At 62.8% G+C, this 23,033-nt stretch carries 22 protein-coding genes and 1 tRNA gene; 4 read left to right on the plus strand and 19 right to left on the minus strand.

The window, feature by feature from the left end; translation table 11 throughout:
• From Q8S60_RS06785 to Q8S60_RS06805, 5 genes are all read right to left on the minus strand, one after another.
• Positions 1 to 464: VOC family protein (locus Q8S60_RS06785; protein ID WP_305668450.1), on the minus strand; the 464-nt coding region annotated here is incomplete at its 3' end.
• 76 nt (positions 465 to 540) lie between these two features.
• Positions 541 to 1,077 (minus strand): SRPBCC family protein, encoded by a 537-nt coding sequence (locus tag Q8S60_RS06790; protein ID WP_305277466.1) that lies wholly within the window; start codon positions 1,075 to 1,077, stop codon positions 541 to 543.
• Positions 1,078 to 1,118: 41 nt separating this feature from the next.
• Positions 1,119 to 1,484 (minus strand): helix-turn-helix transcriptional regulator, encoded by a 366-nt coding sequence (locus Q8S60_RS06795; protein ID WP_305277464.1) that lies wholly within the window; start codon positions 1,482 to 1,484, stop codon positions 1,119 to 1,121.
• Positions 1,485 to 1,560: 76 nt separating this feature from the next.
• Entirely contained in the window at positions 1,561 to 1,845 is a 285-nt protein-coding gene (locus Q8S60_RS06800) for a hypothetical protein (protein ID WP_305277463.1), read from the minus strand.
• Positions 1,842 to 2,636 (minus strand): DUF899 domain-containing protein, encoded by a 795-nt coding sequence (locus tag Q8S60_RS06805; RefSeq protein WP_305277462.1) that lies wholly within the window; start codon positions 2,634 to 2,636, stop codon positions 1,842 to 1,844. The genes Q8S60_RS06800 and Q8S60_RS06805 overlap by 4 nt, the downstream gene beginning before the upstream one ends.
• A 133-nt stretch (positions 2,637 to 2,769) precedes the next feature.
• Here Q8S60_RS06805 and Q8S60_RS06810 point away from each other — a divergent pair, with 133 nt between their 5' ends.
• The gene (locus tag Q8S60_RS06810; protein ID WP_305277461.1) at positions 2,770 to 3,990 is read left to right on the plus strand and encodes a helix-turn-helix domain-containing protein; all 1,221 of its coding nucleotides are present in this window, start codon (positions 2,770 to 2,772) and stop codon (positions 3,988 to 3,990) included.
• 9 nt (positions 3,991 to 3,999) lie between these two features.
• On the plus strand, positions 4,000 to 4,632 hold the full coding sequence (locus Q8S60_RS06815) for a PQQ-binding-like beta-propeller repeat protein (protein ID WP_305277460.1): 633 nt from the start codon (positions 4,000 to 4,002) through the stop codon (positions 4,630 to 4,632).
• Between the two features lie 73 nt (positions 4,633 to 4,705).
• Here the strand turns inward: Q8S60_RS06815 and guaA are convergent, their stop codons facing one another.
• The 6 genes from guaA to Q8S60_RS06845 all read right to left on the minus strand — a co-directional run bounded on the left by guaA (position 4,706) and on the right by Q8S60_RS06845 (position 11,777).
• Positions 4,706 to 6,256, minus strand: a complete 1,551-nt coding sequence (gene guaA / locus Q8S60_RS06820; protein ID WP_305277459.1) for a glutamine-hydrolyzing GMP synthase — start codon at positions 6,254 to 6,256, stop codon at positions 4,706 to 4,708.
• A gap of 7 nt (positions 6,257 to 6,263) precedes the next feature.
• Positions 6,264 to 6,860 carry a lipopolysaccharide assembly protein LapB gene (locus Q8S60_RS06825; protein WP_305277458.1) on the minus strand — a complete coding sequence of 199 codons (597 nt, stop codon included), beginning with the start codon at positions 6,858 to 6,860 and terminating at the stop codon, positions 6,264 to 6,266.
• The gene (locus tag Q8S60_RS06830) at positions 6,857 to 8,158 is read right to left on the minus strand and encodes an RsmB/NOP family class I SAM-dependent RNA methyltransferase (protein ID WP_305277457.1); all 1,302 of its coding nucleotides are present in this window, start codon (positions 8,156 to 8,158) and stop codon (positions 6,857 to 6,859) included. The genes Q8S60_RS06825 and Q8S60_RS06830 overlap by 4 nt, the downstream gene beginning before the upstream one ends.
• A 28-nt stretch (positions 8,159 to 8,186) precedes the next feature.
• Positions 8,187 to 9,647 (minus strand): IMP dehydrogenase, encoded by a 1,461-nt coding sequence (guaB, locus tag Q8S60_RS06835; protein ID WP_305277456.1) that lies wholly within the window; start codon positions 9,645 to 9,647, stop codon positions 8,187 to 8,189.
• A 112-nt stretch (positions 9,648 to 9,759) separates the two neighbouring features.
• A complete protein-coding gene (locus Q8S60_RS06840) occupies positions 9,760 to 10,524 on the minus strand; it encodes an RlmE family RNA methyltransferase (protein ID WP_305277455.1) in 765 nt (254 codons plus the stop codon).
• A 14-nt stretch (positions 10,525 to 10,538) separates the two neighbouring features.
• Positions 10,539 to 11,777: a Ppx/GppA phosphatase family protein gene (locus Q8S60_RS06845; RefSeq protein WP_305277454.1), complete on the minus strand. Its 1,239-nt coding sequence runs from the start codon at positions 11,775 to 11,777 to the stop codon at positions 10,539 to 10,541.
• 365 nt (positions 11,778 to 12,142) lie between these two features.
• Here Q8S60_RS06845 and Q8S60_RS06850 point away from each other — a divergent pair.
• Positions 12,143 to 12,216 (plus strand) — tRNA-Gln (locus tag Q8S60_RS06850).
• Between the two features lie 145 nt (positions 12,217 to 12,361).
• Here Q8S60_RS06850 and Q8S60_RS06855 read toward each other — a convergent pair.
• From Q8S60_RS06855 to Q8S60_RS06870, 4 genes are all read right to left on the minus strand, one after another.
• The gene (locus tag Q8S60_RS06855; RefSeq protein WP_305277453.1) at positions 12,362 to 13,423 is read right to left on the minus strand and encodes a TRAP transporter substrate-binding protein; all 1,062 of its coding nucleotides are present in this window, start codon (positions 13,421 to 13,423) and stop codon (positions 12,362 to 12,364) included.
• Positions 13,424 to 13,540: 117 nt separating this feature from the next.
• The gene (locus Q8S60_RS06860; RefSeq protein ID WP_305277452.1) at positions 13,541 to 14,866 is read right to left on the minus strand and encodes a TRAP transporter large permease subunit; all 1,326 of its coding nucleotides are present in this window, start codon (positions 14,864 to 14,866) and stop codon (positions 13,541 to 13,543) included.
• Positions 14,863 to 15,375 carry a TRAP transporter small permease subunit gene (locus tag Q8S60_RS06865; protein ID WP_305277451.1) on the minus strand — a complete coding sequence of 171 codons (513 nt, stop codon included), beginning with the start codon at positions 15,373 to 15,375 and terminating at the stop codon, positions 14,863 to 14,865. The genes Q8S60_RS06860 and Q8S60_RS06865 overlap by 4 nt, the downstream gene beginning before the upstream one ends.
• Positions 15,376 to 15,618: 243 nt before the next feature.
• Positions 15,619 to 16,047 (minus strand): hypothetical protein, encoded by a 429-nt coding sequence (locus Q8S60_RS06870; RefSeq protein WP_305277450.1) that lies wholly within the window; start codon positions 16,045 to 16,047, stop codon positions 15,619 to 15,621.
• Positions 16,048 to 16,130: 83 nt separating this feature from the next.
• Here Q8S60_RS06870 and Q8S60_RS06875 point away from each other — a divergent pair, with 83 nt between their 5' ends.
• Positions 16,131 to 17,261, plus strand: coding sequence for a PQQ-dependent sugar dehydrogenase (locus tag Q8S60_RS06875; RefSeq protein ID WP_305277449.1), 1,131 nt, complete (start codon positions 16,131 to 16,133; stop codon positions 17,259 to 17,261).
• A gap of 3 nt (positions 17,262 to 17,264) precedes the next feature.
• Here the strand turns inward: Q8S60_RS06875 and Q8S60_RS06880 are convergent, their stop codons facing one another.
• From Q8S60_RS06880 to Q8S60_RS06895, 4 genes are all read right to left on the minus strand, one after another.
• The gene (locus Q8S60_RS06880; protein ID WP_305277448.1) at positions 17,265 to 18,644 is read right to left on the minus strand and encodes a DUF1329 domain-containing protein; all 1,380 of its coding nucleotides are present in this window, start codon (positions 18,642 to 18,644) and stop codon (positions 17,265 to 17,267) included.
• A 158-nt stretch (positions 18,645 to 18,802) separates the two neighbouring features.
• On the minus strand, positions 18,803 to 20,554 hold the full coding sequence (locus tag Q8S60_RS06885; protein WP_305277447.1) for a DUF1302 family protein: 1,752 nt from the start codon (positions 20,552 to 20,554) through the stop codon (positions 18,803 to 18,805).
• Between the two features lie 61 nt (positions 20,555 to 20,615).
• Complete coding sequence (locus tag Q8S60_RS06890; protein ID WP_305277446.1) at positions 20,616 to 21,560, minus strand: hypothetical protein; 945 nt, start codon at positions 21,558 to 21,560, stop codon at positions 20,616 to 20,618.
• Between the two features lie 63 nt (positions 21,561 to 21,623).
• Positions 21,624 to 23,003 carry a DUF1329 domain-containing protein gene (locus Q8S60_RS06895; RefSeq protein WP_305277445.1) on the minus strand — a complete coding sequence of 460 codons (1,380 nt, stop codon included), beginning with the start codon at positions 23,001 to 23,003 and terminating at the stop codon, positions 21,624 to 21,626.
• Between the last annotated feature and the right edge of the window lie 30 nt (positions 23,004 to 23,033).

A 23,033-nucleotide genomic window follows, 5' to 3' on the forward strand; every position in this document is an offset into this window, starting at 1 on the left:
GCGTAAGCAGCTTCGAGTTTCGCGATGTCGAACTTGACCATCTGCATCATCGTTTGCATGACCCTCTGCGCTTTTTCAGCATCGGGGTCGTTTATCATGTCGATGAGGACCGAGGGGGCGATCTGCCAGGAGACGCCGAACTTGTCCTTGAGCCAGCCGCATTGCTGCGCATGACCGCCTTCCAAAAGCCTGTCCCAGTAGTAGTCGATCTCTTCCTGGGATTTGCAGTCGACCATGAACGAGACGGCTTCGCTGAACTGGAAGAGCGGTCCGCCATTCAAGGCCGTGAATTTCTGGCCCTCGATTTCGAACTCGATGGTAAGCACCGTTCCGGCTTTCATGGGCGCTTCTTCACCGTAGTGCAGCACCCTGCCCTTTTTCGAATTTCCGAAGATGGAGGTGTAGAAGTTCACTGCCTCTTCGGCCTGGGTATCGAACCACAGGCAGGCCGAAATTTTCTGCATGATTTTACTCCTTCGATTGAAAACACGGGTTCTCAGACGACGGTACTTCCGGTTCAGGATGTGGGTTCGCGGGGGCTCAGCTTTCCGCCGCTGCCTTCAACCTGGCGAGACCGGCCTCGAAATCGGATCCGACCATCTTGTCCATGTCGATGAAGAGGCCGGCCACCTTGGAGAAGATGCTCGCCCCGCCTTCCATCGACCATGTGACGAGCGTTGCCTCGCCTTCGCGCTCCATGGTGAACTCGGCGACGTTGTGCGCCTCCATGGGCGAGATGAAATCGAGCTGGATCAGGATGTGCGACGGCGGCGTCGCTTCGATAATTTCCATGCGGCCGCTGCCGATGTCGCTGTTGCCTTCCCAGGCGTAAGTGGCGCCCTCGCCTTTCTCCGCTCCGCCGAAAGTCCGCTTCATGTTCGGGTCGCGATGCTCGTAAGGCGACCATTCCGTCCAGCGGTGGAAATCTTCGATCAGGACATAGATTTTCTGCGGTTGCGCCTCAATCAGCGTGGAGCGCGAGAAGCGAAGCGTGTCGGGCTTTGTCGACGCATAGATGAAGAGAGCGGCCACGAGCGCGGCCAGCACCGCGACCACAGTGAGCAGAACCTTCAGCATGAGTGTCTCCACCGAGTTTATGTGTCCGATCGAATGGTGAATTATTTTCCGGCCTTGCGGCCGCCGGCTCCCGCATCGGCATCTTCGCCTTGAGCCCGCTGCAGGAAGGCATCGAGGCGGTCGAGCCGCGCTGCCCAGACGCGGCGATACTCCTCGAGCCAGTCGTCCACTTCCCTGAGGGCTTCAGGCTCGATCCGGCAGGGGCGCCACTGCGCCTCGCGGCCACGCGCGATGAGGCCCGCCCGCTCCAGCACCTTCAGATGCTTCGAAACGGCCGGGAGGCTCATATCGAAGGGCTCGGCCAGTTCCTTCACGGATGCGTCGCCCAGCGCGAGACGGGCCAAAATCGCTCGTCTCGTGGGATCGGCGAGGGCCGCGAACTTGCTGCTCAGAGGGTCGGCATTCATGGGTAATAAACCATCAGGTTATTTAACCTAATGGTTTATTACGATCCGATGGAAAGAATGTCAAGCGCCGCCCAAGTCAGTTTCGCCGGCCGGCCCCGCCGGAGCCGAGCCTCAGCCAAGGTGTCGAGTGGAAGATGCACATCAGCAGGTACATCGGAACCATTCCGCTCAATGGGTGACCATGTTCCGTCGAGCAGATCGCCTCCATCGGCCCTCCGTCGAGAAGAGCCGTCACCAGAGCCATGATTGCGAAAGCCGGGGCAGCGGCGAGACCCAGCCATCCGGCCAGGTCGAGCGAGGTTCCGGTACGCTTGCCGTCATGTTTCGCGGCGGCCGAATTGGTGGAACCGACTCCGTTCATGGCTTCACACCCGGATCGAGATTGCGGAAGGCAGCCTCTCCGGCGTCCGACACCTCGACCCATTTCGGGTCGGGCGCGGCATCCGCGGCGTAATTGTCGTGCCAGTTCCACCATTTGTAGGGCGGGCTCTGGGGGTAACCTTCGGGCGAGTCCTCCCATGTCTCCTGCCGGCCGAGGGGCGTGATGTCGAGATAGCTCCAGGTGCTGCCCATCGCCTCGTCGCCGCGGTTGTTGATGAAGCCGGTCCGGAATACGCGTTCGCCGTCGCGGATGAACACGTTGTGGCCGTGCCACTCGCCGACACCGAAGTCAGCATCGAAGCTGTCGGTGACCGTGTACCAGGGCATCACCCAGCCCATCCGCTCTTTCAGCCTGGCGATGTCCGCCTGCGGAGCGCGAGAGACGAAAACAAGGGTGGTGTCGCGGGCATTCAGGTGAGCGAGATGGGCGACCTGGTCAGCCACCATGGAGCAGCCCCGGCAGGCGCGGTCGGGCCAGCCGAGCACGCCGGGTTCGAAGAAGGCGCGGTAGACGATCAGCTGGCGCCGGCCTTCGAAAAGGTCGAGCAGGCTCGCCGTGCCTCCCGGCCCGTCGAACGCATAGGATTTCTCCACGGCCATCCACGGCATCCGCCGGCGTTCGGCGGCGAGCGCGTCACGGGCCCGCGTGTGGGCCTTTTCCTTCATGAGCAGCCGTTCGCGCGCGGCGTTCCATTCCTGTGGCGACACGATGGGCGGCGTGTGCATAGCGGGCCGTGCGCTTCCTCGATCGTTCGTGGATGATTTGGTCATGATCCTTGCAACCTCCGTATAAGCCAGTGTCTTGCCTTCGGGCTGAAGCGCGAGCTATCGCCCGTTGTTGGTCATGGGCTAACCTGACACCGGGACATCGAAGGGTGAGAGTGACAAGTGTGACGGGATTCCGATGGACTCGCTGATTACCGCCGCGGCGCGCGCGCTTGCGGCGGGCGACCCGCTCGGCGCGCTGAACCGGGTGGCGCTTCGCGACGATGCCCCCGCACTTGCGCTTCGCGGCATTGCAATGGCGCAGCTCGGCGAGCTTGCGCGGGCAAAGGTGCTGCTGCGAAGCGCCGCTCGCGCGTTCGGACCGAAGGAGGCGGTGGCCCGCGCGAGATGCGTCGTCGCCGAGGCCGAGATTGCGCTCGTTTCGCGAGATCTCGGCTGGCCAGCCAAGGCCCTCGACGCGGCGAGGACAATACTCGAACAGCGCGGCGACCGGGTGAACGCAGCGCATGCACGGAACCTTGAGGTACGGCGCCTGCTCCTGATCGGCCGCCTCGACGACGCAGAGCGCATGTTCGCCGACGTCGATCCAGCCCTACTGCCCCCTGCATCGCGGGTCGCCCATGAGCTGACGGGTGCGGGTATCGCAATCCGGCGGCTGCAAACGCAACCGGCGAAAGCAGCACTCAGCCGCGCCAGAGAAGCGGCGCGCGAAGCGGACATTCCCGCGCTGACAGCGGAAGTGGAAAGCGCTTCGCTGGTGATGGAGACGCCCGTGGCACGCCTGATCTCTGACGGAGAGGAACGGTTTCTTCTGCTGGAAGAAGTCGAGGAACTGCTTGCGTCCGAGGCGCTTGTCGTGGACGCATGCCGCCACGCCGTCCGGAAGGCGGGCATGGCGGTTTCGCTTTCGACGCGCCCGGTGCTGTTCGCTCTCGCCCGCGCTCTGGGCGAGGCTTGGCCCGGAGACGTATCGAGGAGCACACTCATCGCGCGCGCGTTCGGGGCGAAGCATGCCGATGAATCGCATCGCGCACGTTTGCGTGTCGAGATCGGGCGGCTTCGCAGGGAGCTTCAGGCGTTGGCGGATGTGCATGCAACGAAGCAGGGCTTTGCGCTGACGCCACACCGCGCAGGCGACATTGTCGTGCTGGCGCCGCCTGCCGAAGAACGGCATGGCGCCGTTCTCGCCCTCCTCGCCGATGGCGAGGCGTGGTCGAGTTCCTCGCTGGCAGTCGCGCTCGGCGCCAGTCCGCGTACGGTCCAGCGGGCGCTGGAATCGCTGGCCGCGTCAGCCAAGGTCCAGTCGTTCGGCCGTGGGCGCGCGCGCCGCTGGATGACACCGCCGGTACCGGTATTCCCGACAGTCTTGTTACTCCCCGGTCCGCTGCCCGCCGACTAGGATGAGCACATGAAAAAGATTGCAGCCGAAATCATCCGCGAATATGGCCCCTTCCCCGGTGCCGACCATGTGCATGGCCTCACATTCGATGGCCGGCACGTCTGGTTTGCCAGCGGAGACAAACTGAACGCCTTCGATCCGGAGACGGGAGAGATGCAGCGTTCGATCGACGTCGCCGCGCATGCCGGAACGGCATTCGACGGTCAGCACCTGTTCCAGATCGCCGAAGACCGGATTCAGAAAATCGATCCGGAGACCGGCCGGGTACTCTCGACAATTCCCGCGCCCGGAGGCGGCGGCGACTCGGGGCTCGCATGGGCGGAAGGGACGCTTTGGGTCGGGCAATACCGCGACCGGAAAATTCATCAGGTCGATCCTGAAACGGGAGATATTCTCCGCACCATCGAGTCCAACCGCGTCGTCACCGGCGTGACCTGGGTCGACGGCGAATGTTGGCATGCCACATGGGAAGGCGACGACAGCGATCTGAGGCGTATCGACCCGCAGACGGGAGACGTTCTGGAGAGGCTCGAATTGCCGGCCGGTGTGGGCGTGTCCGGACTGGAATCCGATGGCGGCGACCGGTTCTTCTGCGGCGGCGGCCCCAGCGGCAAGGTGAGAGCCGTGCGCCGGCGCAGGTAGAATCCCGGAGGGGGCTATCTAATCGGACGACGTGCGCAGGATGACCGGCACCCACCGGGCACGCCCTTGTCTCCTATTCCCACTCGATCGTTCCCGGCGGCTTCGAGGTCACGTCGTAGACGACGCGGTTGATGCCGCGGACTTCGTTGATGATGCGGGTGGAGACGTTGCCCAGGAATTCGTGGGTGAAGGGATAGTAGTCCGCGGTCATGCCGTCGGTCGAGGTAACGGCGCGGAGGGCGCAGACGTAGTCGTAGGTACGGCCGTCGCCCATGACGCCGACGGTGCGCACCGGAAGCAGCACGGCGAACGCCTGCCAGATTTCGTCGTAGAGGCCGGCGAGGCGGATTTCCTCCAGATAGACCGTGTCGGCCTTGCGGAGGATTTCCAGTTTCTCGCGGGTGATCTCTCCAGGCACGCGGATGGCGAGACCGGGTCCGGGGAACGGATGACGGCCGACGAAATCGGGCGGCAAGCCGAGCTCGCGGCCAAGTTCGCGTACTTCGTCCTTGAAGAGCTCGCGGAGCGGTTCCACCAGTTTCATGTTCATGCGCTCGGGCAGACCGCCGACATTGTGGTGGCTCTTGATCGTGACGGAGGGGCCGCCGGTGAAAGAGACGCTTTCGATCACGTCCGGATAGAGCGTGCCCTGCGCGAGGAATTCGGCGCCGCCGATCTTTTTCGCCTCTTCCTCGAAGACGTCGATGAAGGTGGCGCCTATGATCTTGCGCTTCTTCTCCGGATCGCTGACGCCTTCGAGCTTGCCGAGGAAGAGGTCGCTTGCGTCGCGGTGGACGAGCGGAATGTTGTAGTGGTTGCGGAAGAGGCTGACGACCTGCTCTGCCTCGCCCGCACGCATCATGCCCGTGTCCACGAAGACGCATTGCAGCTGATCGCCGATGGCTTCGTGCAGCAGCACCGCAACGACGGAGGAATCGACACCACCTGAAAGACCGCAGATCACCCTGCCCTTGCCGACCTGCGCACGCACCTTGGCGATTTCCGTTTCGCGGAAGGCGGCCATGGTCCAGTCGCCGGAGCAACCGGCGATCTTGTGCGTGAAGTTCCAGAGCATGTCGCGGCCGCGCGGCGTGTGCATGACTTCGGGGTGGAACTGGACACCATAGAAGCGGCGCGTCTCGTCAGCGATGGCGGCGAAGGGCGCGCCACGGCTGATCGCGATGACCTTGAAACCTTCCGGGAGCGCGACAACGCGGTCGCCGTGGCTCATCCAGACGGGTTCCTTGTCGCCAACCTTCATCAACCCATCGAAGAGCGCGCTCTCCGCCACGACCTCGATGGAGGCGCGGCCGAATTCCTGATGGTCCGAGCCTTCCACCTTGCCGCCAAGCTCGACGCACATGGTCTGCTCGCCGTAGCAGATGCCGAGAACGGGAACGCCCAATTCGAACACGCGGAGCGAGGCGCGGGGGCCGGTTTCGACCGTGACGCTCGCAGGGCCGCCAGAGAGGACGATCGCCTTCGGCTCGAACCTGTCGATCATGTCGTCGACCTTGTTGAACGGAACGATCTCGCAATAGACACCGCTTTCGCGGATGCGTCGCGCGATGAGCTGCGTTACCTGGCTGCCGAAATCGACGATGAGAATGCGGTCTTCAGTCATGTTCCGTCTACGGATTGGAGGAGGATGTTTCCGGGTGAGGGGCCTGCACGGTACCGTTCACGCCGAGTGCGCGGGCAAGTTCCTGCGTCTGGACGCAGGTGGCACAGACGATGCGGAGCTTGCGCAGGATATCTTCCGCGGCGGCGCGGTTGCCTTCCGAAATATCGAGCAGCCCGAGACGGCTGAGGGCGTCCGGCGAAACCGGGTCGATGTCGAGGGCGATGCGGTAGTATTTGCGCGCCAGTTTCGCGTTGCCGCCCGCCTGATGGACGGCCCCCAGTTCCGCGATGGCGCGACCGTTGGCCGGGTTGGCGACGATCGCTTCCTCAAGATATCGCTGCGCTTCGGCCAGTTGTCCTGAAGCGGCGGCCTCGACGCCCCGCGACGTGAGGCTGAGCGAAGCGCGCTCGGAGCGCGCGTCGACCGCGTGGGCTTGCAGGGGTACGCACAGCGCAGCCGTCAGCACGAGCCACACCGGCACATGCGCGGAACTGAAAATCCTGTGGAGAAAAGCGGCCGCCATACGTCCAGGCCCGTGAAGGGTACGAGCTTCGATAGACCATCCCTGCCGGAAACCGTCAAGCCCGATGCGGCGGCGCCTCATGGCTGAACCTCCCGGCGCAGAATGGCGACGAAGAAACCGTCGGTTCCGGTCGTGGCCGGCGTGAGGCGGAGCCAATTGCCGGACGGCGCAGGCGGGACCGACACCGGCTCCGGCCAGAGGGGCGCCCAGGGCTGCGGCGCGAAGGCCGGATGGGCGGCAAGGAAAGCCTCGACCTGCTTCTCGTTTTCCGACGGGAGCAGGGAACAGGTGACGTAGACAAGCCTGCCTCCGGGACGGACGAGACGGGCGCCGCGCGCCAGCACCTCTGCCTGCGCCGCCCGATAACCGGCGAGCATTTCCGGGTTCAGGCGCCAGCGAGCATCGGGGCTTCGCCGCCAGGCGCCGGTGCCGCTGCAGGGCGCATCGACGAGAACACAATCCGCGCGCGATTCGAGGTCGGCGAGGTCTCCGTCCGGCGTATCCTGCACACAAGGGCCAAGTGCCCTGGTTTGGAGATTGCGGATATCGGCACGGCGGACACGGGGGATCAGGCCGCCAAGGCGGCGGGCGTCGGTATCGCAGGCGTAGATCTGGCCGTGATTCTTCATCATGGCGGCGAGCGCCAGCGATTTGCCTCCGCCGCCGGCGCAGAGATCGACAACCTGTTCGCCAGGCGCCGCACCCGCGAGCAGGCAGGCGAGCTGCGAGCCCTCATCCTGTATCTCGATCGCACCGTCGCGGAAGCTGGCGAGGCCGAGCACGTTGCCGCGCGAGGTGAGCCGGAGCCCCCAAGGTGACCAAGGCGTCGGCTCGGCGGAAAGGCCCTCAGCGGTCAGCGACGCCAGTGCCTTTTCGCGCGTCGTCTTCAACGTGTTGACGCGAAGGTCCGTCGGCGCGCGTCCCATCAGCGCCGCCATCTCCTGTCCGAGCGAGGAGCCGAAGGCGGCTTCCAGTTCCGGGTGAAGCCATTCGGGGTAATTGAATTCGATCCAGCACGCAGCGCCTTCGCCCGGCAGAGCTGCGGCGGAAAGTATTCGCCGTTCCTCCTCTCCCAGAGGTTCCGGCGCATGGCGCGCGCCGTCGGCGAGTGCGGCGACAGCGTCGACGCCCTGCCCCTCGACAAGGGCAAGCGCGGCAAAGGCGAGCAGACGCGCATCCTCGCCACCGATGGCAGCGGACAATTCGGCACGGCGGCGGAGAACAGTGAAGACGAGATCGCTCACCGCCGCGCGGTCCTTCGAGCCGGCGTAGCGGTTGGAGCGCGCCCAGGTATCGAAGACACGATCCGCAGGGCGGCCACTCTGGAAGATGTCGTTGAGGACGCTTATCGCGGATTGAAGACGTGCGCCGGGCGTCATGATGCGCGGCCCTGTGCGGCGAGCACGATCAGCTTCCACCGCCCGGATAGTTGGGGGCCTCGCGGGTGATCGTCACGTCATGGACATGGCTTTCGCGAAGGCTTGCAGAAGAGATGCGGACAAATTCCGTTTTCTCCTGGAATTCCTTCAGCGTGGCGTTGCCCGTGTATCCCATGGCGGCGCGGAGACCGCCGACGAGCTGGTGGATGATCGCGGCAACCGGTCCCTTGTAAGGGACTTGTCCTTCAATGCCTTCCGGGACGAGCTTCAGTGAATCCTTTACGTCCTGCTGGAAGTAGCGGTCCGCCGAACCGACAGCCATGGCGCCGACCGAGCCCATGCCGCGATAGGCCTTGTAGCTGCGGCCCTGAAAAAGGAAGACCTCGCCCGGGCTTTCCTCGGTGCCCGCAAAGAGGGAACCCAGCATCGCGCAATCGGCGCCGGCCGCGATCGCCTTGGCAAGGTCGCCGGAAAACTTGATGCCGCCATCGGCGATGACGGGGGTGCCGGTTTTCTGCGCGGCTTCGGCAACATCCATGATGGCGGTGAGTTGCGGTACGCCGACGCCGGCGACGATGCGTGTGGTGCAGATGGAGCCGGGGCCGATGCCGACCTTGATCGCGTCGGCGCCCGCGTCGATCAGCGATTTCGCGGCGTCGGCGGTTGCGACGTTGCCCGCAATGACCTGCGTGTTGTTGGAGAGCTTCTTGATGCGGAGGACGGCCTCCGAAACCCGGCTGGAATGGCCATGCGCGGTGTCGACCACGATGACATCGGCGCCGGCGGCAATCAACGCTTCCGAGCGGGCGAAACCTTCGTCGCCGACGGTCGTCGCGGCGGCAACGCGTAGACGGCCCTGCTCGTCCTTGGCGGCATTCGGGTGAAGCTGCGCCTTTTCGATGTCCTTAACGGTAATGAGCCCGACGCAACGATAGGCGTCGTCCACCACCAGCAGCTTTTCGATGCGGTGCTTGTGGAGAAGACGCTTGGCCTCGTCCTGGCTCACACCATCGCTGACCGTGACGAGGTTTTCCTTCGTCATCAGATTACGGACGGGCTCGTTCATGTTGGTGGCGAAGCGGACGTCGCGATTGGTGAGGATGCCGGCGAGCTTTCCGGACTGTTCTACCACCGGAATGCCAGTAATGCCGTGGCGCTCCATCAGTGCGAAGGCGTCGGCGAGCGTCGCGTCCGGTTCAATAGTGACGGGGTTCACCACCATGCCGCTTTCGAACTTCTTCACCTGACGGACATGCTCGGCCTGCACGTCGGCATCCATATTGCGGTGAAGAACGCCGATACCGCCGGCCTGGGCCATGGCAATGGCGAGGCGAGCCTCGGTGACCGTGTCCATGGCGGCGGAAATGATGGGGATGCCGAGGCTGATCGACTTCGTCAGGCGGGTGCGCGTATCTGCCTGGCTTGGCAGGACCGAGGAGGCAGCAGGCAGCAAGAGAACATCGTCGAATGTTAGTGCTTCGCGGATCATGCTGCCAACCTCCTGGGCCCGGTATGCTGAGCCACTTGATCGTGTGTTGGCGCTGGCTTTTAACACCTATATCGGGGAAAGCAAAGGCGCATATCGCATCGCACCAAAACAATCATTCGCCTTCTTCGACAATACTTTCAGGGCGGCCCTTAAAGCCTTGGGCCAGAACGTACATCTCAGCCGAATCGGCGCGGCTGGCCTTGGGCTTTACATGCCGGACGGTCTGGAAGTGATGCTTGAGCATGGCCAGAAGCTCATTCTCCGTTCCACCGCGTAACACCTTGGCGAGAAAGGTGCCGCCGGGCGCCAGAACTTCGATGGCAAAGTGGGCGGCAATGTCGCAGAGCGACATGATACGCATGTGGTCGGTCTGCTTGTGGCCGGTGGTGGGGGCCGCCATGTCGGAGAGGACGACATCCGCCTCGCCCGCCAGAAGCTCCTTCACGCGGTCGTCCGCCCCTTCTGTCAGGAAGTCGAGCTGAAGGATGGTCGCCCCCGGAACGGGGTCCATCTCCAGATAGTCGAGGCCGATGACGCGGCCGTGCCGCCCATCGGCCCCCGCACCGCCAGTTTCCGCCTTCACGCGCGCGACAGCAACCTGGCACCAGCCGCCCGGCGCGCAGCCGAGATCGACCACGCGGCCGCCGGGTTTCAGGAAGCGGTATTTGTCGTCCATCTCGATGAGCTTGAAGGCGGCCCGGGAACGATAACCTTCGCGTTTTGCTGCATGGACGTAAGGATCGTTGAGCTGTCGCTGCAGCCAGCGCGTAGAGGAATTGCTGCGCTTGCGCGCCGTCTTGACGCGCACCTTCAGGGCGCGGGCTCCGCTGCCCGCTCCCTTACCTCCCTTGCCGCCGGTCTTTCCGCTGTCGGTCATGTTCTTTCCAGTCACTATGCGCCAGGTGCGGCTTCGGCCCGTTCCGATCTCCGGCGACGCCTGCGACGGCGGCGGCGCGCCGTGTCCGCGTCCATCAGCGACATCAGGATGCCTTCGCGAAGGCCCCTGTCGGCAACGCGAAGCCGGTCGGCTGGCCAGGCGCGGGCAATGGCCTCGAAGATGGCGCAGCCGGCCAGAACAAGGTCGGCACGCTCCTGCCCTACGCAAGGATGGGCGGCGCGACGCGCATAGTCCATGTCGAGCAGCGAGCGCGTGACGCGCCGAACGTCGACCGGCGATATCCAGATGCCGTCGACGCGCGTGCGGTCATACCGGCTCAGTCCCAGATGGACGCCGGCAATCGTCGTGACCGTGCCGGACGTGCCGAGCAGATGGAAATCCTGTCCGTTCTCCGGCCAGGTCGTGGCCGCCTTCACGCGATCGAGAAAAGGCCGCAACCGGTCCGCCACTTCATCCACCATCCGGTCGTAGACCTCTCCCGGCACATCGATGCCACCGTGGCGTTCGGCCAGCGTGACGACGCCGCAGGGCAGCGATACCCAATCGCCTATGGAGGTGCGGGAAGCGCGCCTGTCGTTGCCTTCGGGAGCGGCGCCGTCCATCTTGACCCAGATGAGTTCCGTCGAACCACCACCTATATCGAAGACAAGCGCGGAGGAACAGGTCCGGTCGAGCAACGGCGCGCAGCCTGCGACGGCAAGACGCGCCTCGTCCTCCGTGGATACGATTTCGAGTGAAAGGCCGGTCTCCTTCTTCACCCGGTCGATAAAGACCGAACCGTTCGAGGCCGTGCGGCAGGCGGCAGTGGCGATCATGCGCGCACGCGTGACGCCGCGACGGGTCATCTTGTCCGAGCAAATCCTGAGCGCATCGATCGCACGCAACATTGCCGCGTCGCCCAGCGTACCGGTATGCGCGAGCCCCTCCCCCAGACGAACAATCCGGGAATAGGCATCGACGACCTTGAAGCCGTCAGGCGAGCGGCGCGCGATCAGCAGACGGCAATTGTTGGTGCCAAGATCGAGCGCAGCGTAGAGCGTATCGGATGGATCGGCCGCGGGCCGCCGGTGCCGGAGGTCAGGCGCGACGGCGGAAGACGGCTTCGGGCTTTCAGCGCGAGCTTCGCGGCCGGACTGTCTTGCAGTATGCGCCTTCGCCAGGCCTCTGCCCCGGCGGCCACGCCTGCGGCGGCGTTTGGGCTCTCCATCGACGGCGGCAGGGCGTTCACGCACTTCCCCTGCTTCCGGTTCGCCGGAAGGCTCGTTTGCGGCGGGCGGGGGCTTCAGCACCCCTTCTGGAGCGGCAGCGGCCCCGCCAGGGCCGTTCAAACCGCTGTCACCTTTATGGTGCACGCTATTCTGACCCGGGCAGCGCAGGCGACAGCAAATACTGAGCGCGCTTCCTACCGGATTCCCTATATTTCAGTTGCAGCCAGTCTAGCAGCCTGAGCCGTGGGGTAAAGGACACGGCCCCGGTCTCAATGAAGCGCCCAAAGTGTTGACGAACGGGAGACCGGCGACTAGTTTCCGCGCGCGCAACCAAATGCGCGGCGATCCGGTTTCAACTGTATGGAAACCGGGTCGAATCCGGCGCTTTTTGGGGGATCGTCTAATGGTAGGACTGCAGACTCTGACTCTGCCTATCTAGGTTCGAATCCTAGTCCCCCAGCCACTTTAAAATAACCTTCCGATAATCGGGGCTTTTTGGCACTTCGCGCACCGCATAGGGCGAGCGCGATCGAGAGCAGGAATCGAACGGGCTCCATCTTCGGATAATGCCGCCGATGGAGCCCGTGAGATCAATCGTCCAACTGCGCCTAGCCGTAGCGGTAGGGCGCGCCGGCCTTTTTCATCGTGTCCGCATACTTCTTCAGAATCTCAACGACCTTCGCGTTGCGCGGGCTCTTCTGGGCGACTTCGTCCCAGAACTTGAGCGCCTCGGTTTCGATGGTCGCCCACTCCGCTTCCGGGATCGTGGTGAGTTCGAGCTTGCCGCCCGTGGTGCGGTAGTGCGCCTCACCCCACCAATACCAGTGCTGGCGGTAATAGTGCGAACTGTCCATGCTGAGCTTGAACAGCGTCTTCAGATGCTCGGGCAATGCTTCCCATTTTTGGGTATTGGCGATGTAGGAGCCGGCCCATGCACCGGAGATGTTGTTCGTCAGATAGTATTTGGTGATGTCCGCCCAGCCGACGGTATAGGTCTCGGTCGCGCCACACCAGGCGACGCCGTCGATCTCGTTGGTCTGGATGGCGACTTCGATATCTTCCCACGGCAGCGTGACCGGCACGACGCCGAAACGCTCGAGGAACTTGCCGCCCGTCGGGAAGGTGAAGACGCGCAGACCCTTGAGATCGGCGACAGAGCGGATCGGCTTCGTCGTGACGAAGTTGCAGGGGTCCCACGAGCCAGTGCTGAGCCAGGTCACGCCTGGCACCTCGGCGTATGCTTCTTCCCAGATTTCGCGCAAGCCATACCATTCCCACAGCACGGGGACGTCGAGGCTGTAGCGCGAAGCGAAGGGGAAGTAGGCGCCGAACACCGACACGTCGATCGGCGCAGCCATGCTGTCGTCGTCGCTCTGTGCCGCGTCGATGGTGCCATTTTGCACGGCGCGGAAAAGCTCGCCCTGCGGCACAAGCTGGTCGGCGGTATAGAGTTCGATCACCATTTCGCCGTTGGCGGCATTGTTGAACGCATCGATCGACGGCTTGATGACATGCTCGGCAAGCGAAGCGCCGGCATAGGTTTGAAGACGCCATTTGATCGGCGCCTGCGCACGGACAACGTTGGGCGCGGCAAGTGCGCCGGCACCGACGGCGGCGACACCGGCTTTCTTCAAAAAGTCGCGTTTGTTTATCTTCGGATGGTCAGTCATATGGAAGGGCTCCTTCTTCTCTGATGTTTCGGGTCGTATCCAGCCCCAGCCAGACCCGGCCCTCTCGCACGAAGAAAATCCGCTTACTGCCTAATGTTGCCCGCAGGGCGTTATCCCCTATCGCCCGGAATACATTTCCGGAAGCCACAGGGCGATCTGCGGAAACGCCATTACAATCGCAATCGTAACCAACATGATCCCCACGAACGGTACGATTGAGCGGTAGATGTCGACAAGCGTTATCTCTGGCGGCGCCATAGCCCGCATAAGGAACAAATTGTAGCCAAATGGCGGGGTTATGTAGGCGACCTGGCAGGTGATCACATAAAGGACGCCGAACCATATGGGGCTGAACCCCATGCTGAGGACCAGCGGTATGTAGAGGGGGGCGACGATCACCAGCATGGCCGTGTCGTCGAGAAACATGCCGAGTATGACGAAGGACACCAGCATCATGATGAGGATTTCCCAGGGCGTGAGGTCCCAGGTTTCCAGCATCAGGACCCTGATGGCGTTCTTGGCGCCGAGTCCGTCATAGACCGCACCGAAACAGAGCGCGGCCAGAATGATGAACATGAACATGCAGGTGATGCTGAGCGTCTGCCGCATCGTGTCGTCCATCACGCGCCATGTGAGACGGCGCTTGAAGAGCGCGGCCAGCGTGGCGCCGGTCGCGCCGACGGCGGAGCTTTCGACGAGGCTCGTGATGCCGGTGAGAAAAAGCCCCATCATGGTCGCGAAAATCACGAAGGGCGCAATGCCTGCGCGCAGCAGCCGGAATTTTTCCGGCCATGTAATGAGGTCGCGCTCCTCCTTGGGGAGCGGCGGGCCGAGCTTCGGATTTCTCCGGCATCGGATATAGATGTAGAGGGCGAACAGCGACGCCATGAGCAGCCCGGGCAATACACCGGCGAGCCAAAGCTGCAAAACGGGCTGGCGCGCGATCATCGCATAGAGAACGAGAACAACACTTGGCGGAATGAGAATGCCGAGCGAGCTGCCCGCCTGAATGACGCCCGTGACCATGACCTTGTCGTAGCCGCGGCGCAGCAATTCCGGCAGCGCAACGCTCGCGCCGATCGCCATGCCGGCGACGCTGAGACCGTTCATCGCCGAGATGATGACCATGAGACCGATGGTGCCGAGAGCGAGACCGCCGCGAACGGGACCCATCCAAACGTGGAACATGCGATAGAGGTCGTTGGCGATGCCCGACTCCGCGAGCATGTAACCCATGTATATGAAGAGCGGCAGAGTCAGCAGCGGATACCAGTTCAGCACCTGGAAACTTGCGTTGAACGGCATCTCGACGGCGCCGTCGCCCCACAGAAGGAGCGCCGCGCCGGCCGCAACGAAACCGATGGCGCCGAAGACGCGCTGCCCGGTAAGCAGCATCACCATCAAGGACGAGAACATGAGCAGGGTAATGAGTTCGTAGCTCATGCGACTTCCTCGCCGCGCACTCTAGCCAGGTCCTTGAAGAAAATGGCTATGGCCTGCAACAACATGAGCGCGATGCCTACCGTCATGATGAGTTTGATGGGCCAGAGCAGCGGACCCCATGAGGTGTAGTTCACCTGCTGATAAGTAATGGCGTATTCGGTGCTCGATATGCCGCCGATGAGCAGGACCGTCAGATAAAAGACGAGAAAGAATGCCGTGATCGTGTCGGTGAACGCCATCTTTCGCGGCGACAGGCGGCCATACAGAAGGTCCATCCGCACATGCGAATTGATCTGAAGGGAGTAACCGCCGCCGAGAAGGTAATAGGCGGCGAGCAGAAACTGGCCCATCTCCATCGCCCAGCTGATGGGCATGTTGAACATGGTCCGGGAGATGGATGCGTAGAGCAGAATGCCGATCATCACGAAGATCAGATACATGACGATCCGGCCAACAACGCGATTCACGGCATCGACATATCGGACGTATGCTCTTGCGGCTTTCGGCAATTTCCTGCTTCCACTCGAACTGAAGATCGGGCCGGCAGAATCGGCATCGACAGCCAGATTATCCGCCCCCCGCAGCGTCAGCCACAAAGGCTGCACGGATTGGCTCGACAAGGCAACCGTTGTCGACCGTCCGACGGCGAACTTTCGTGTCCGGTGACCCTTTCGCCGCATGTGGTGATGTTTGAAGAGGCATGGGTGCCGCAGGATGAGGCATGGGCGGCACGGGAAGCCGACTCGCGGGGGCTACCGCGAAACGCGGGCGAAAGCGAACCCGCCCAATGCGCCGGCCACCATTTGCGTTACGAAGCCCAGCGTCGACCGCGCCCCGGCAATCGGCGTGATGTCGTAGACGATTCCCATGGTCGTGAGGGCGACCGCGACGGCGGCGGCACCCGCCACCACATAGATCAGGGTACGCTGGGTGCCCGCGAGCCGAAAGACGAGTGCGCCCGCAAGCATCGCCACGACAAATCCGAGGCCGATGATCGCCCCGTAAAGCGGGCCCATGCCGACGATGTCGTGCGCAGTCATTGAAAGCCGGTCAGACAGGGAGACGTCGGCTCCGACGTCCGCGAGGCCCGCAAGGACGAACTGCGTATGAGCGATGGAACCCAGCACGGTGGTTACGACCACCGCCAGAACAAACGCCAGCACAATCTTGCCGATCTGCATTCCCCGTCCCCACCGATTTCTTTCGAGCGTCTTCTCGCTGTATGATTACACAGAATAACAGCGGATGGGACGGGAAACAGCCGATGACGAAGCGGGAACGGACATGGACTACAATTGCGGTTTTTCTGCTCATGGCGGTCGGCGGCGGCGTGGCATCTGTCCGCGCGCAAGAGACTTCGGCTGCCTATGAGGTTGTCTCCGTCGCTGAAGGGCTCGACCACCCGTGGAGCCTCACCTTCATGCCGGACGGCTCCGCGCTCATTGTCGAACTGCCGGGGAACATCCGGCTTGTCCGGGGCGGCGTGTTGTCGCCCGACCCGATCGGCGGCGTGCCGGAAGTCTATTTCGAAAGTCAGGGCGGGCTTTTCGACGTCCTGCTCGACCCGGCCTTCGCGGAGAACGGGCTCGTCTATCTTTCCTATGCGCACGGCACGCCGGGCAAGAACGGAACCCGCGTCGCCCGAGCGCATTTCGACGGGTCGACGCTCAGCGACCTCAATGTGATTTTCGACGCGCAACCGACGAAGGACACGCCCGTCCATTACGGCGGACGGATGCTCTTCCTGCCGGATGGAACGCTTCTGATAACCGTTGGCGACGGGTTCGACTATCGCGAGCAGGCGCAGAAGCTCGATGCCGACCTCGGCAAGATCGTTCGCATCAACCGTGACGGCAGCGTGCCCGAAGACAATCCCTTTGTCGGCCGAGAAGGAGCCCGCGCGGAGATATGGACCTATGGCCATCGCAACGCACAGGGCATTCTCCGTGACGAAGCGTCGGGCATCGTCTACGAACATGAACACGGACCGCGGGGCGGCGACGAGATCAACATCATCGAGCCCGGCAAGAATTACGGCTGGCCGGTCATCACCTATGGTCTGGATTATTCCGGCGCCCGCATTTCGCCCTATACGGAATATGACGGAATGGAGCAGCCCTTGCTCCACTGGACGCCATCGATCGCACCTGCCGGTTTCACGATCTATCGCGGCGACGTCTTTCCCGAATGGGACGGCGATCTGTTCGTCGGGGCACTGGCGGCCAAGCATCTGCGCCGCGTCGACATGGAGGACGGCAAGCCGGTCGGCCAGGAAGAGCTTTTCGGCGAACTGGGCCAGCGAATTCGGGAAGTCCGCACAGGTCCCGACGGCTATCTCTACCTGGTGACCGATGGCGAGAACGGCAGCGTGTTGCGCATCGAACCCAAAAGATAGGTTTCACATACCGAGACGGCGGAGCGCACTCGTCGTCAGGTAGCGGTCGAATGCGGACTGGTCATTGACCATCATCGTGTGACCGCCCCTGATGCGGTTCACCTGTTCCAGGCGCGTGATCCTGTTGGTCTGGATGTTGTGGGCATGGACATGTGTCCATGACCAGTAGGGATGTGTGCCATCCATGACCGCCGACTGGCCCTTCTTGTAGAGCGAAAAGGCACCGTCGAACGAGCGGAACACCTCGCCTTTGCGGTCGAAGGAGACCATCACGAAGGGCAGCATCGTCCGGGCGTCGAACCAGACGTGCTTCTTGCCGACCGGCGCACGCGCAAACTTTACCGGTTCCGCTTCGACGACGAGCGCCTCCGGCACAAGCTGGACTTTCGTGTTCCAGAAGCTGACGCCGTTCGGACCGCCATGCGTCTCGTGCTCCCAGTTCGGATGATCGGCTTCCCACCCTTCGGAGAGAGCGGCAAGTGCCGGGCCCTGGTGCACCAGCCGGTAGTTGCCCCAGGTAAGCAGCGGGTCGCCGGCTGCCCATGCGTCCGAGAGATACATCGTCGAGCCGGCGATGAGCGGCTCGAAGCGCTGATTGGTCGGGAAGCGGCGAATCCGTTTGAATGCGGGCAGGTACCCGTAGAGTTCCGGAAATTCGTTCTGGTCGTAGGGCCAGATATTGAGGAAGGACGTGCCCTTCTCCTCATTGGGATGCGTGAAGGCCACCGACTGAAAACGGAGCTTGTCGCGATACTCTGGCCAGTAAGGCATGGGATCGACAGAGACGCGGCCGACGGGCGCGAGTTCGGCCCAGATGGATTCATATGTGTAGTCGACGGTCCCGCCCGGGGCCAGATCGTACTCCTTCGTCGCGTAGACGGAGATGTCGTGGCGGCCCCAACTGAGCGTGAGGCCGGCGAATATTTCCAATGCGGTTTTCGGATCGGGAAACGGATTGCCGCCGATCCAGGGCTCGCCATCTGCCGTGACGACATTGCCCGTCGCATCGAAACGCGCCTTGCCCTTGTTGCGGAGCGTTGCCTCCAGATATTCCCACGGGCTCAATTGCATGAGATCCGTCGTCGTCTCGACGACTTCCAGCACGCGGCCCATTTCCTTGATCTGCCGGTAACGAATGGGATCGAGCAGGTCCTTCACGAGATCGACATTGCCGGCATCGATGCGACCGCCGGTCGAGACGGCGCCCTTCGTGTAGGCCTCGATGGAAAGAAGTTCTTCCGGGTAGGCGCGCGAGGCGTCACCATGAGCCTCCAGCGTCCGCCAGAGCGGGGCCGTGACGCCGAGGCTCACGATGCCCGTTGCGAGCCGCTGCAGGAAGATGCGCCGCGAATAATCATGCGTGTAGCGCCGAATATGCATCATCTTCTCCGCCGGATGCTGCCGCCGCCGGTCAGGCGGATGGCAACCGTCCGGAGCGCCAGTGCGCGCTTTTGGGGGTGACCGCGCAATACCGCATCCTGTAACGGTCTTGCGCGGTCCGCACCGGCGCTCCGGACGGAGCTTACGTCGATCGGAGACTGTCAGAACTGATAGGTAATGCGGAATGTCAGTTCATCGGCCCAATCGATCGTATCGACGATGTCGTCATTGCCGCCGTCGCTCAGTGTGACGTTGGCGAAGACTTCAGCCGTCCATGCTTCGTTCGGCTTCCACTTCAGGCCCGGCTGTATCAGCGCGCCGCCCTTCACATCGTAGAGAACCGAGAAATCGGCCCGCCAGATGAGGTTCGGGAAAGGCTGCTGAAGTGCGAAGGCGACGGCATTGAACGAGCTCTCGCCATCCGGCAGGCCGCTGGTGCGGTTTCCGGTTGCCCCCATGCCGCTGAGATGACGGCCGAACATGTCGCTTTCCGACTTGAAGAGATACTGCAGCACCATGAAGGTCGCCGGAAACTCCTGCGAGAAGCGGTGATACTTCTCGAAGACCAGCGAAGCGACGTACTCGTCCTCGACAATGTGGTTTCGGCTCAGGTCGGGACTGGTGAACTCCTTGTCGGGCGTGTAGGTGAGTTCGCTCCGGATCACGAGCTGGTCGAAGAAGGAGTCCGAGCCGGCACTCACGACATAGTTCGCACCGAGACCGAAGATGTTCTCACGCTGGTAGACGCGTGCAATGTGACCGCGGAGCGGGCCAAGAAGTTGGAAAAACAGGTCGAGCTCCGCAGCCGCCAGCGTCTGATTTGGCACTTCAGCTGCACCAAGGCCACCGGTCGCCGGCTGGAACTCGCGGACCGCCGTATTGAAGCCGGTAAACCCGTTGAGGCGGGCCATGCCTGCGTAGGTGAACCATTCCTCCGCAGAGTACACGCCCGTCGAACTCATGGAGAACGGCGTCCCTCCCAACACCGGATCGCCGGAGTCCGTCCAGTGGAAGACGCCGTCCGGATTGCGCCGGTTGACCGCAATCGCTTGCAGGGCGACACCGCCGAGCTGCGCCTGGATACGGCCGCCGACATTCATTGCGCCCTCAGCGTCGTCGAAACCCTCCTGCTGGTGAATCGTGAACTGCGAAGGGATGACGTTATAAGGCGTGTCCGGGTTCGCGAGGATCGACGGATTGAAAAGCTGCGTGAAGGCTTCGATCTCGATGTCGTTCGACACGCGGTAGGAACCGCGTACACCGGGCGACGCTACACGCTCGTCGGCGAATTCCTCAGCGACCAGATCAAGCAGAAGGTGGCGCCGCAAATCGAGGCCATTCGGCACGTCGAGGACGCGGAAGAACAGGGATTCACCCCAGGCGATCTGCTGGTTGCCCATACGGATCCAGAGCGGGCCCTCCGAATAATCGAGATAGAGCGCCGGCAAGTCGACCATGTAGTTTTTGCCGTTGGTCTCCAGGAATGTCGCCCGGCCGCCGCTCCAGAACGGCGTCTCGAAGAACTCGGGATCGCCATAGCTGTCGAAGATGTCGGGCTGGAAGTAACCGCGCAAGCGGGCAAAACCGTTCCAGTTCTCGTTGAAGTTGGCCTGGAAATCGACCTCGAGACGCGTCGCCATCAGATTGAAGGTATTGTCGGCGCGGTCGATCGGCCGTGTCGTCGTGGTGACGCCGCCACCCAACAAGGTCGAGTCCTGCGTGACGGTCACGCCGTTGTAGAGATTGCCTTGCTGATTATACGGGTTCTCTTCGTCCGTGAGCTTGATCGCCGGCTCCTGCCGGATGAAGCCCTGAACGTTGAAGTCGGCAGCACCTGCACTTGCCGTGAACGCCACCGTGAGCGCCACGCCAGCCAGAAGCCCCCCTGCGGCCTCGATAATTTTACGAGACATCTTCTCCCCTCCCTTGGATAACCCGAAACGGGTTGGAACCATCCTCAAGCCGTCATACGGCTCATTCATCCATTTCCAGAATTCGTCCTCGATGACCGACAAGCACCGGCTTGTCTCGAGCCGTCGAGGATGCGACCGCCTGATACCAGCCGGTTTCAATGTCGCTGCGCGCCACCGGCTTCCAGGTGCGGCCGCCATCGTGGCTTGAGTAAGCGCCGCGAATACCGACGGCGAAGGCGCGCGTGCCGGACTGCCAGACACCCAGCAAATTCGTATCGGAAAGCCGCTCCCGCTCGCGCCAGCTCGCACCGCTATCGGTGGTGGCGAGAACGAGGCCCTCCTGACCGACGGCGATGCCACGGCCTTTCTCATCTATCGTAAAGTCGAAGATCGACGCTTCGCCCTTGTGCGCGACGGTCCATGAGGTACCGCCATCGGAGGAGCGGAGTATCAAGCCGAATTCGCCGCCGACGGTGATGACGTTGCCGACGATCTGGACCGCATAGAGATGCGGCTCGACGTAATCGTCGACGATCGGCATCCAGTCGAGTTCAGCGGCCGACCAATGCGCGCCGTTGTCGCGCGAAACGAGGATTGTGCCGAAGCCGCCGACGGCCGCGACAAGTCCGCCTTCGCCCAGAGCTACCGCGAAGAGACGTGCGTCCGTGCCGCTTTCGAGCGTGGTCCATCCGGCGCCGTCCAGACGGAATATCTGTCCAGACTGACCGACGATGAAGCGCCGGCCACCCGCGGCCGCCACGCCCAGCAAGGCGAGATCGGTCTCGGGCCGTACGTGATGCGACCAATTGCGGCCGCTGTCCTCGCTCGCGAGCACGGTGCCGCCGCCGCCCACCGCCATGCCCGACGAGCCGTCGAATACTACGTCGAAAAGCACGTCATGCGGCGTACCGCGATACCGGAGGTATGGATCGTCGGTCGCGGCCAGCGCCGCGAATGCGGGCAGCAGCGCCAGAACGAGACCTGCGGCAGCAAATTTTCTCAACATCTATCTTCCTCCCGAGGACAAGGGGACGCCGGCCTTTTCGCCGGCGCCCCCGCGACCCGGCTTTTATGTGCCGAAGCGGCGGATCGCCTGCGCCGTCAGGTACTTGTCGTAGATGCTCGGTCCGATGTTGTATTCGGGGCCAAAGCCGCCGGTGATCTGCTTCGCCTGGACGAAGCGGCTCATGCGGTTTGTCTGCACGTCGTGGCTGTGCACATGCGTCCACGACCAGAGCGGATGAGCGCCATCCATGTACGCCGCATCGCCGTCCTGGTATTGGCTGAAGGCCGGTTCGAACGACTTCCAGATTTCGCCGCGACGGTCGTATGTGAGATAGGACACGAACATCATGTTGCGGACGTCGATATAGACGCGCTTCTTGCTCACCGGCGCGCGCGGATAGCCGATCGGCTCCGCCTCGACGACGAGGACTTCCGGCACCAGTTCCTTGTAGTCCTCGAAGAAGGTCTGATCCTTCGGACCGCCGTGAACTTCACGCTCCCAGTTCGGATTGCGCTTGCCCGTCCAGTTGCCCGAGACGGCACCGAGATGCGGCTTCGTACCGATCACCTTGTAGTTGCCCCAGGTCAGCATCGGGTCGCCGGCCGCCCACGCATCCGAAAGAAAGATCGTGATGCCGGGCACAAGCGGCTCGAAGCGCTGGTTTGTCGGGAAGTTGCGGACACGCTTGAAGGCCGGCAGATAGCCGAGAAGCTCCGGGAACTTCCTCTGGTCGTAGTGCCAGGTGTTGAGGAAGGCCGTGCCTTTCGCGTCGGTCGGCGAGGTAAACCAGACCGCCTGATAACGCAGCTTGTCTTCATCGCCCGCCTGATAGGGCGACGGCTTGTTGACGAGGCCGACCGTGTTCTGCTCCGCCCAGATGAAGTCATACTGGTAGGAGAGCGTGCCGTTCGGCGAGATGTCCCAGTCGCGCACGGCATAAACGGATTCGTCGTGGCGGCCCCAAGACATGGTGAGATTGGCGAAAGCCTCCTCGCCGGTCTGCGCATTCGGGAACGGATTGCCGCCGATCCAGGGCTTGCCGTCATCGGTTACGACGTTGCCATTGGCGTCGAATTTTGCGCGGCCCGCATTACGCAGCGTCGCTTCCATGTATTCGTGGGGATAGAGCTTCGTCACATCGGTCGTGGTTTCGACGATGTTGATGCGGCGGCCCATCTCCTTGACCTGGCGGTAGGCGATGGGATCGAGCAGGTCCTTCACCACCTCCACGTTGTCGGCCGTGATGACGTCTCCCGGTTTGACCTGCCCTTTTGTATAGAGCTCGATCGAGAGGAGTTCGTCGGGGTAGACCTTGTCGATCGTGCCCGAGCGCGCAATCTCCGGCCAGAGGGGCGCCAGCACCCCCGCCGCCGCCACTCCCTTCAGCGACTTTTCAAGAAAAGCGCGCCGCGAGAAATCGCTGTCGTATTTTCGAATTCGCATTTCCTTCCTCCTCCCAGTAGGACAGGAACC

Origin of the sequence: Parvibaculum sp. (assembly GCF_030694575.1) — a bacterium.
In the GTDB taxonomy this organism is placed as follows: domain Bacteria; phylum Pseudomonadota; class Alphaproteobacteria; order Parvibaculales; family Parvibaculaceae; genus Parvibaculum.

Bases quoted from the DNA above. Each gene is read 5' to 3' on its own strand.
- Q8S60_RS06885 (WP_305277447.1), bottom strand. From the start codon at position 20,554: ATGTCTCGTAAAATTATCGAGGCCGCAGGGGGGCTTCTGGCTGGCGTG.
- Q8S60_RS06860 (WP_305277452.1), bottom strand. From the start codon at position 14,866: ATGAGCTACGAACTCATTACCCTGCTCATGTTCTCGTCCTTGATGGTG.
- Q8S60_RS06815 (WP_305277460.1), top strand. From the start codon at position 4,000: ATGAAAAAGATTGCAGCCGAAATCATCCGCGAATATGGCCCCTTCCCC.
- Q8S60_RS06855 (WP_305277453.1), bottom strand. From the start codon at position 13,423: ATGACTGACCATCCGAAGATAAACAAACGCGACTTTTTGAAGAAAGCC.
- Q8S60_RS06800 (WP_305277463.1), bottom strand. From the start codon at position 1,845: ATGAACGGAGTCGGTTCCACCAATTCGGCCGCCGCGAAACATGACGGC.
- Q8S60_RS06895 (WP_305277445.1), bottom strand. From the start codon at position 23,003: ATGCGAATTCGAAAATACGACAGCGATTTCTCGCGGCGCGCTTTTCTT.
- Q8S60_RS06875 (WP_305277449.1), top strand. From the start codon at position 16,131: ATGACGAAGCGGGAACGGACATGGACTACAATTGCGGTTTTTCTGCTC.
- Q8S60_RS06790 (WP_305277466.1), bottom strand. From the start codon at position 1,077: ATGCTGAAGGTTCTGCTCACTGTGGTCGCGGTGCTGGCCGCGCTCGTG.
- Q8S60_RS06890 (WP_305277446.1), bottom strand. From the start codon at position 21,560: ATGTTGAGAAAATTTGCTGCCGCAGGTCTCGTTCTGGCGCTGCTGCCC.
- Q8S60_RS06825 (WP_305277458.1), bottom strand. From the start codon at position 6,860: ATGAGGCGCCGCCGCATCGGGCTTGACGGTTTCCGGCAGGGATGGTCT.
- Q8S60_RS06810 (WP_305277461.1), top strand. From the start codon at position 2,770: ATGGACTCGCTGATTACCGCCGCGGCGCGCGCGCTTGCGGCGGGCGAC.
- guaB (WP_305277456.1), bottom strand. From the start codon at position 9,647: ATGATCCGCGAAGCACTAACATTCGACGATGTTCTCTTGCTGCCTGCT.
- guaA (WP_305277459.1), bottom strand. From the start codon at position 6,256: ATGACTGAAGACCGCATTCTCATCGTCGATTTCGGCAGCCAGGTAACG.
- Q8S60_RS06795 (WP_305277464.1), bottom strand. From the start codon at position 1,484: ATGAATGCCGACCCTCTGAGCAGCAAGTTCGCGGCCCTCGCCGATCCC.
- Q8S60_RS06805 (WP_305277462.1), bottom strand. From the start codon at position 2,636: ATGACCAAATCATCCACGAACGATCGAGGAAGCGCACGGCCCGCTATG.
- Q8S60_RS06840 (WP_305277455.1), bottom strand. From the start codon at position 10,524: ATGACCGACAGCGGAAAGACCGGCGGCAAGGGAGGTAAGGGAGCGGGC.
- Q8S60_RS06880 (WP_305277448.1), bottom strand. From the start codon at position 18,644: ATGATGCATATTCGGCGCTACACGCATGATTATTCGCGGCGCATCTTC.
- Q8S60_RS06830 (WP_305277457.1), bottom strand. From the start codon at position 8,158: ATGACGCCCGGCGCACGTCTTCAATCCGCGATAAGCGTCCTCAACGAC.
- Q8S60_RS06870 (WP_305277450.1), bottom strand. From the start codon at position 16,047: ATGCAGATCGGCAAGATTGTGCTGGCGTTTGTTCTGGCGGTGGTCGTA.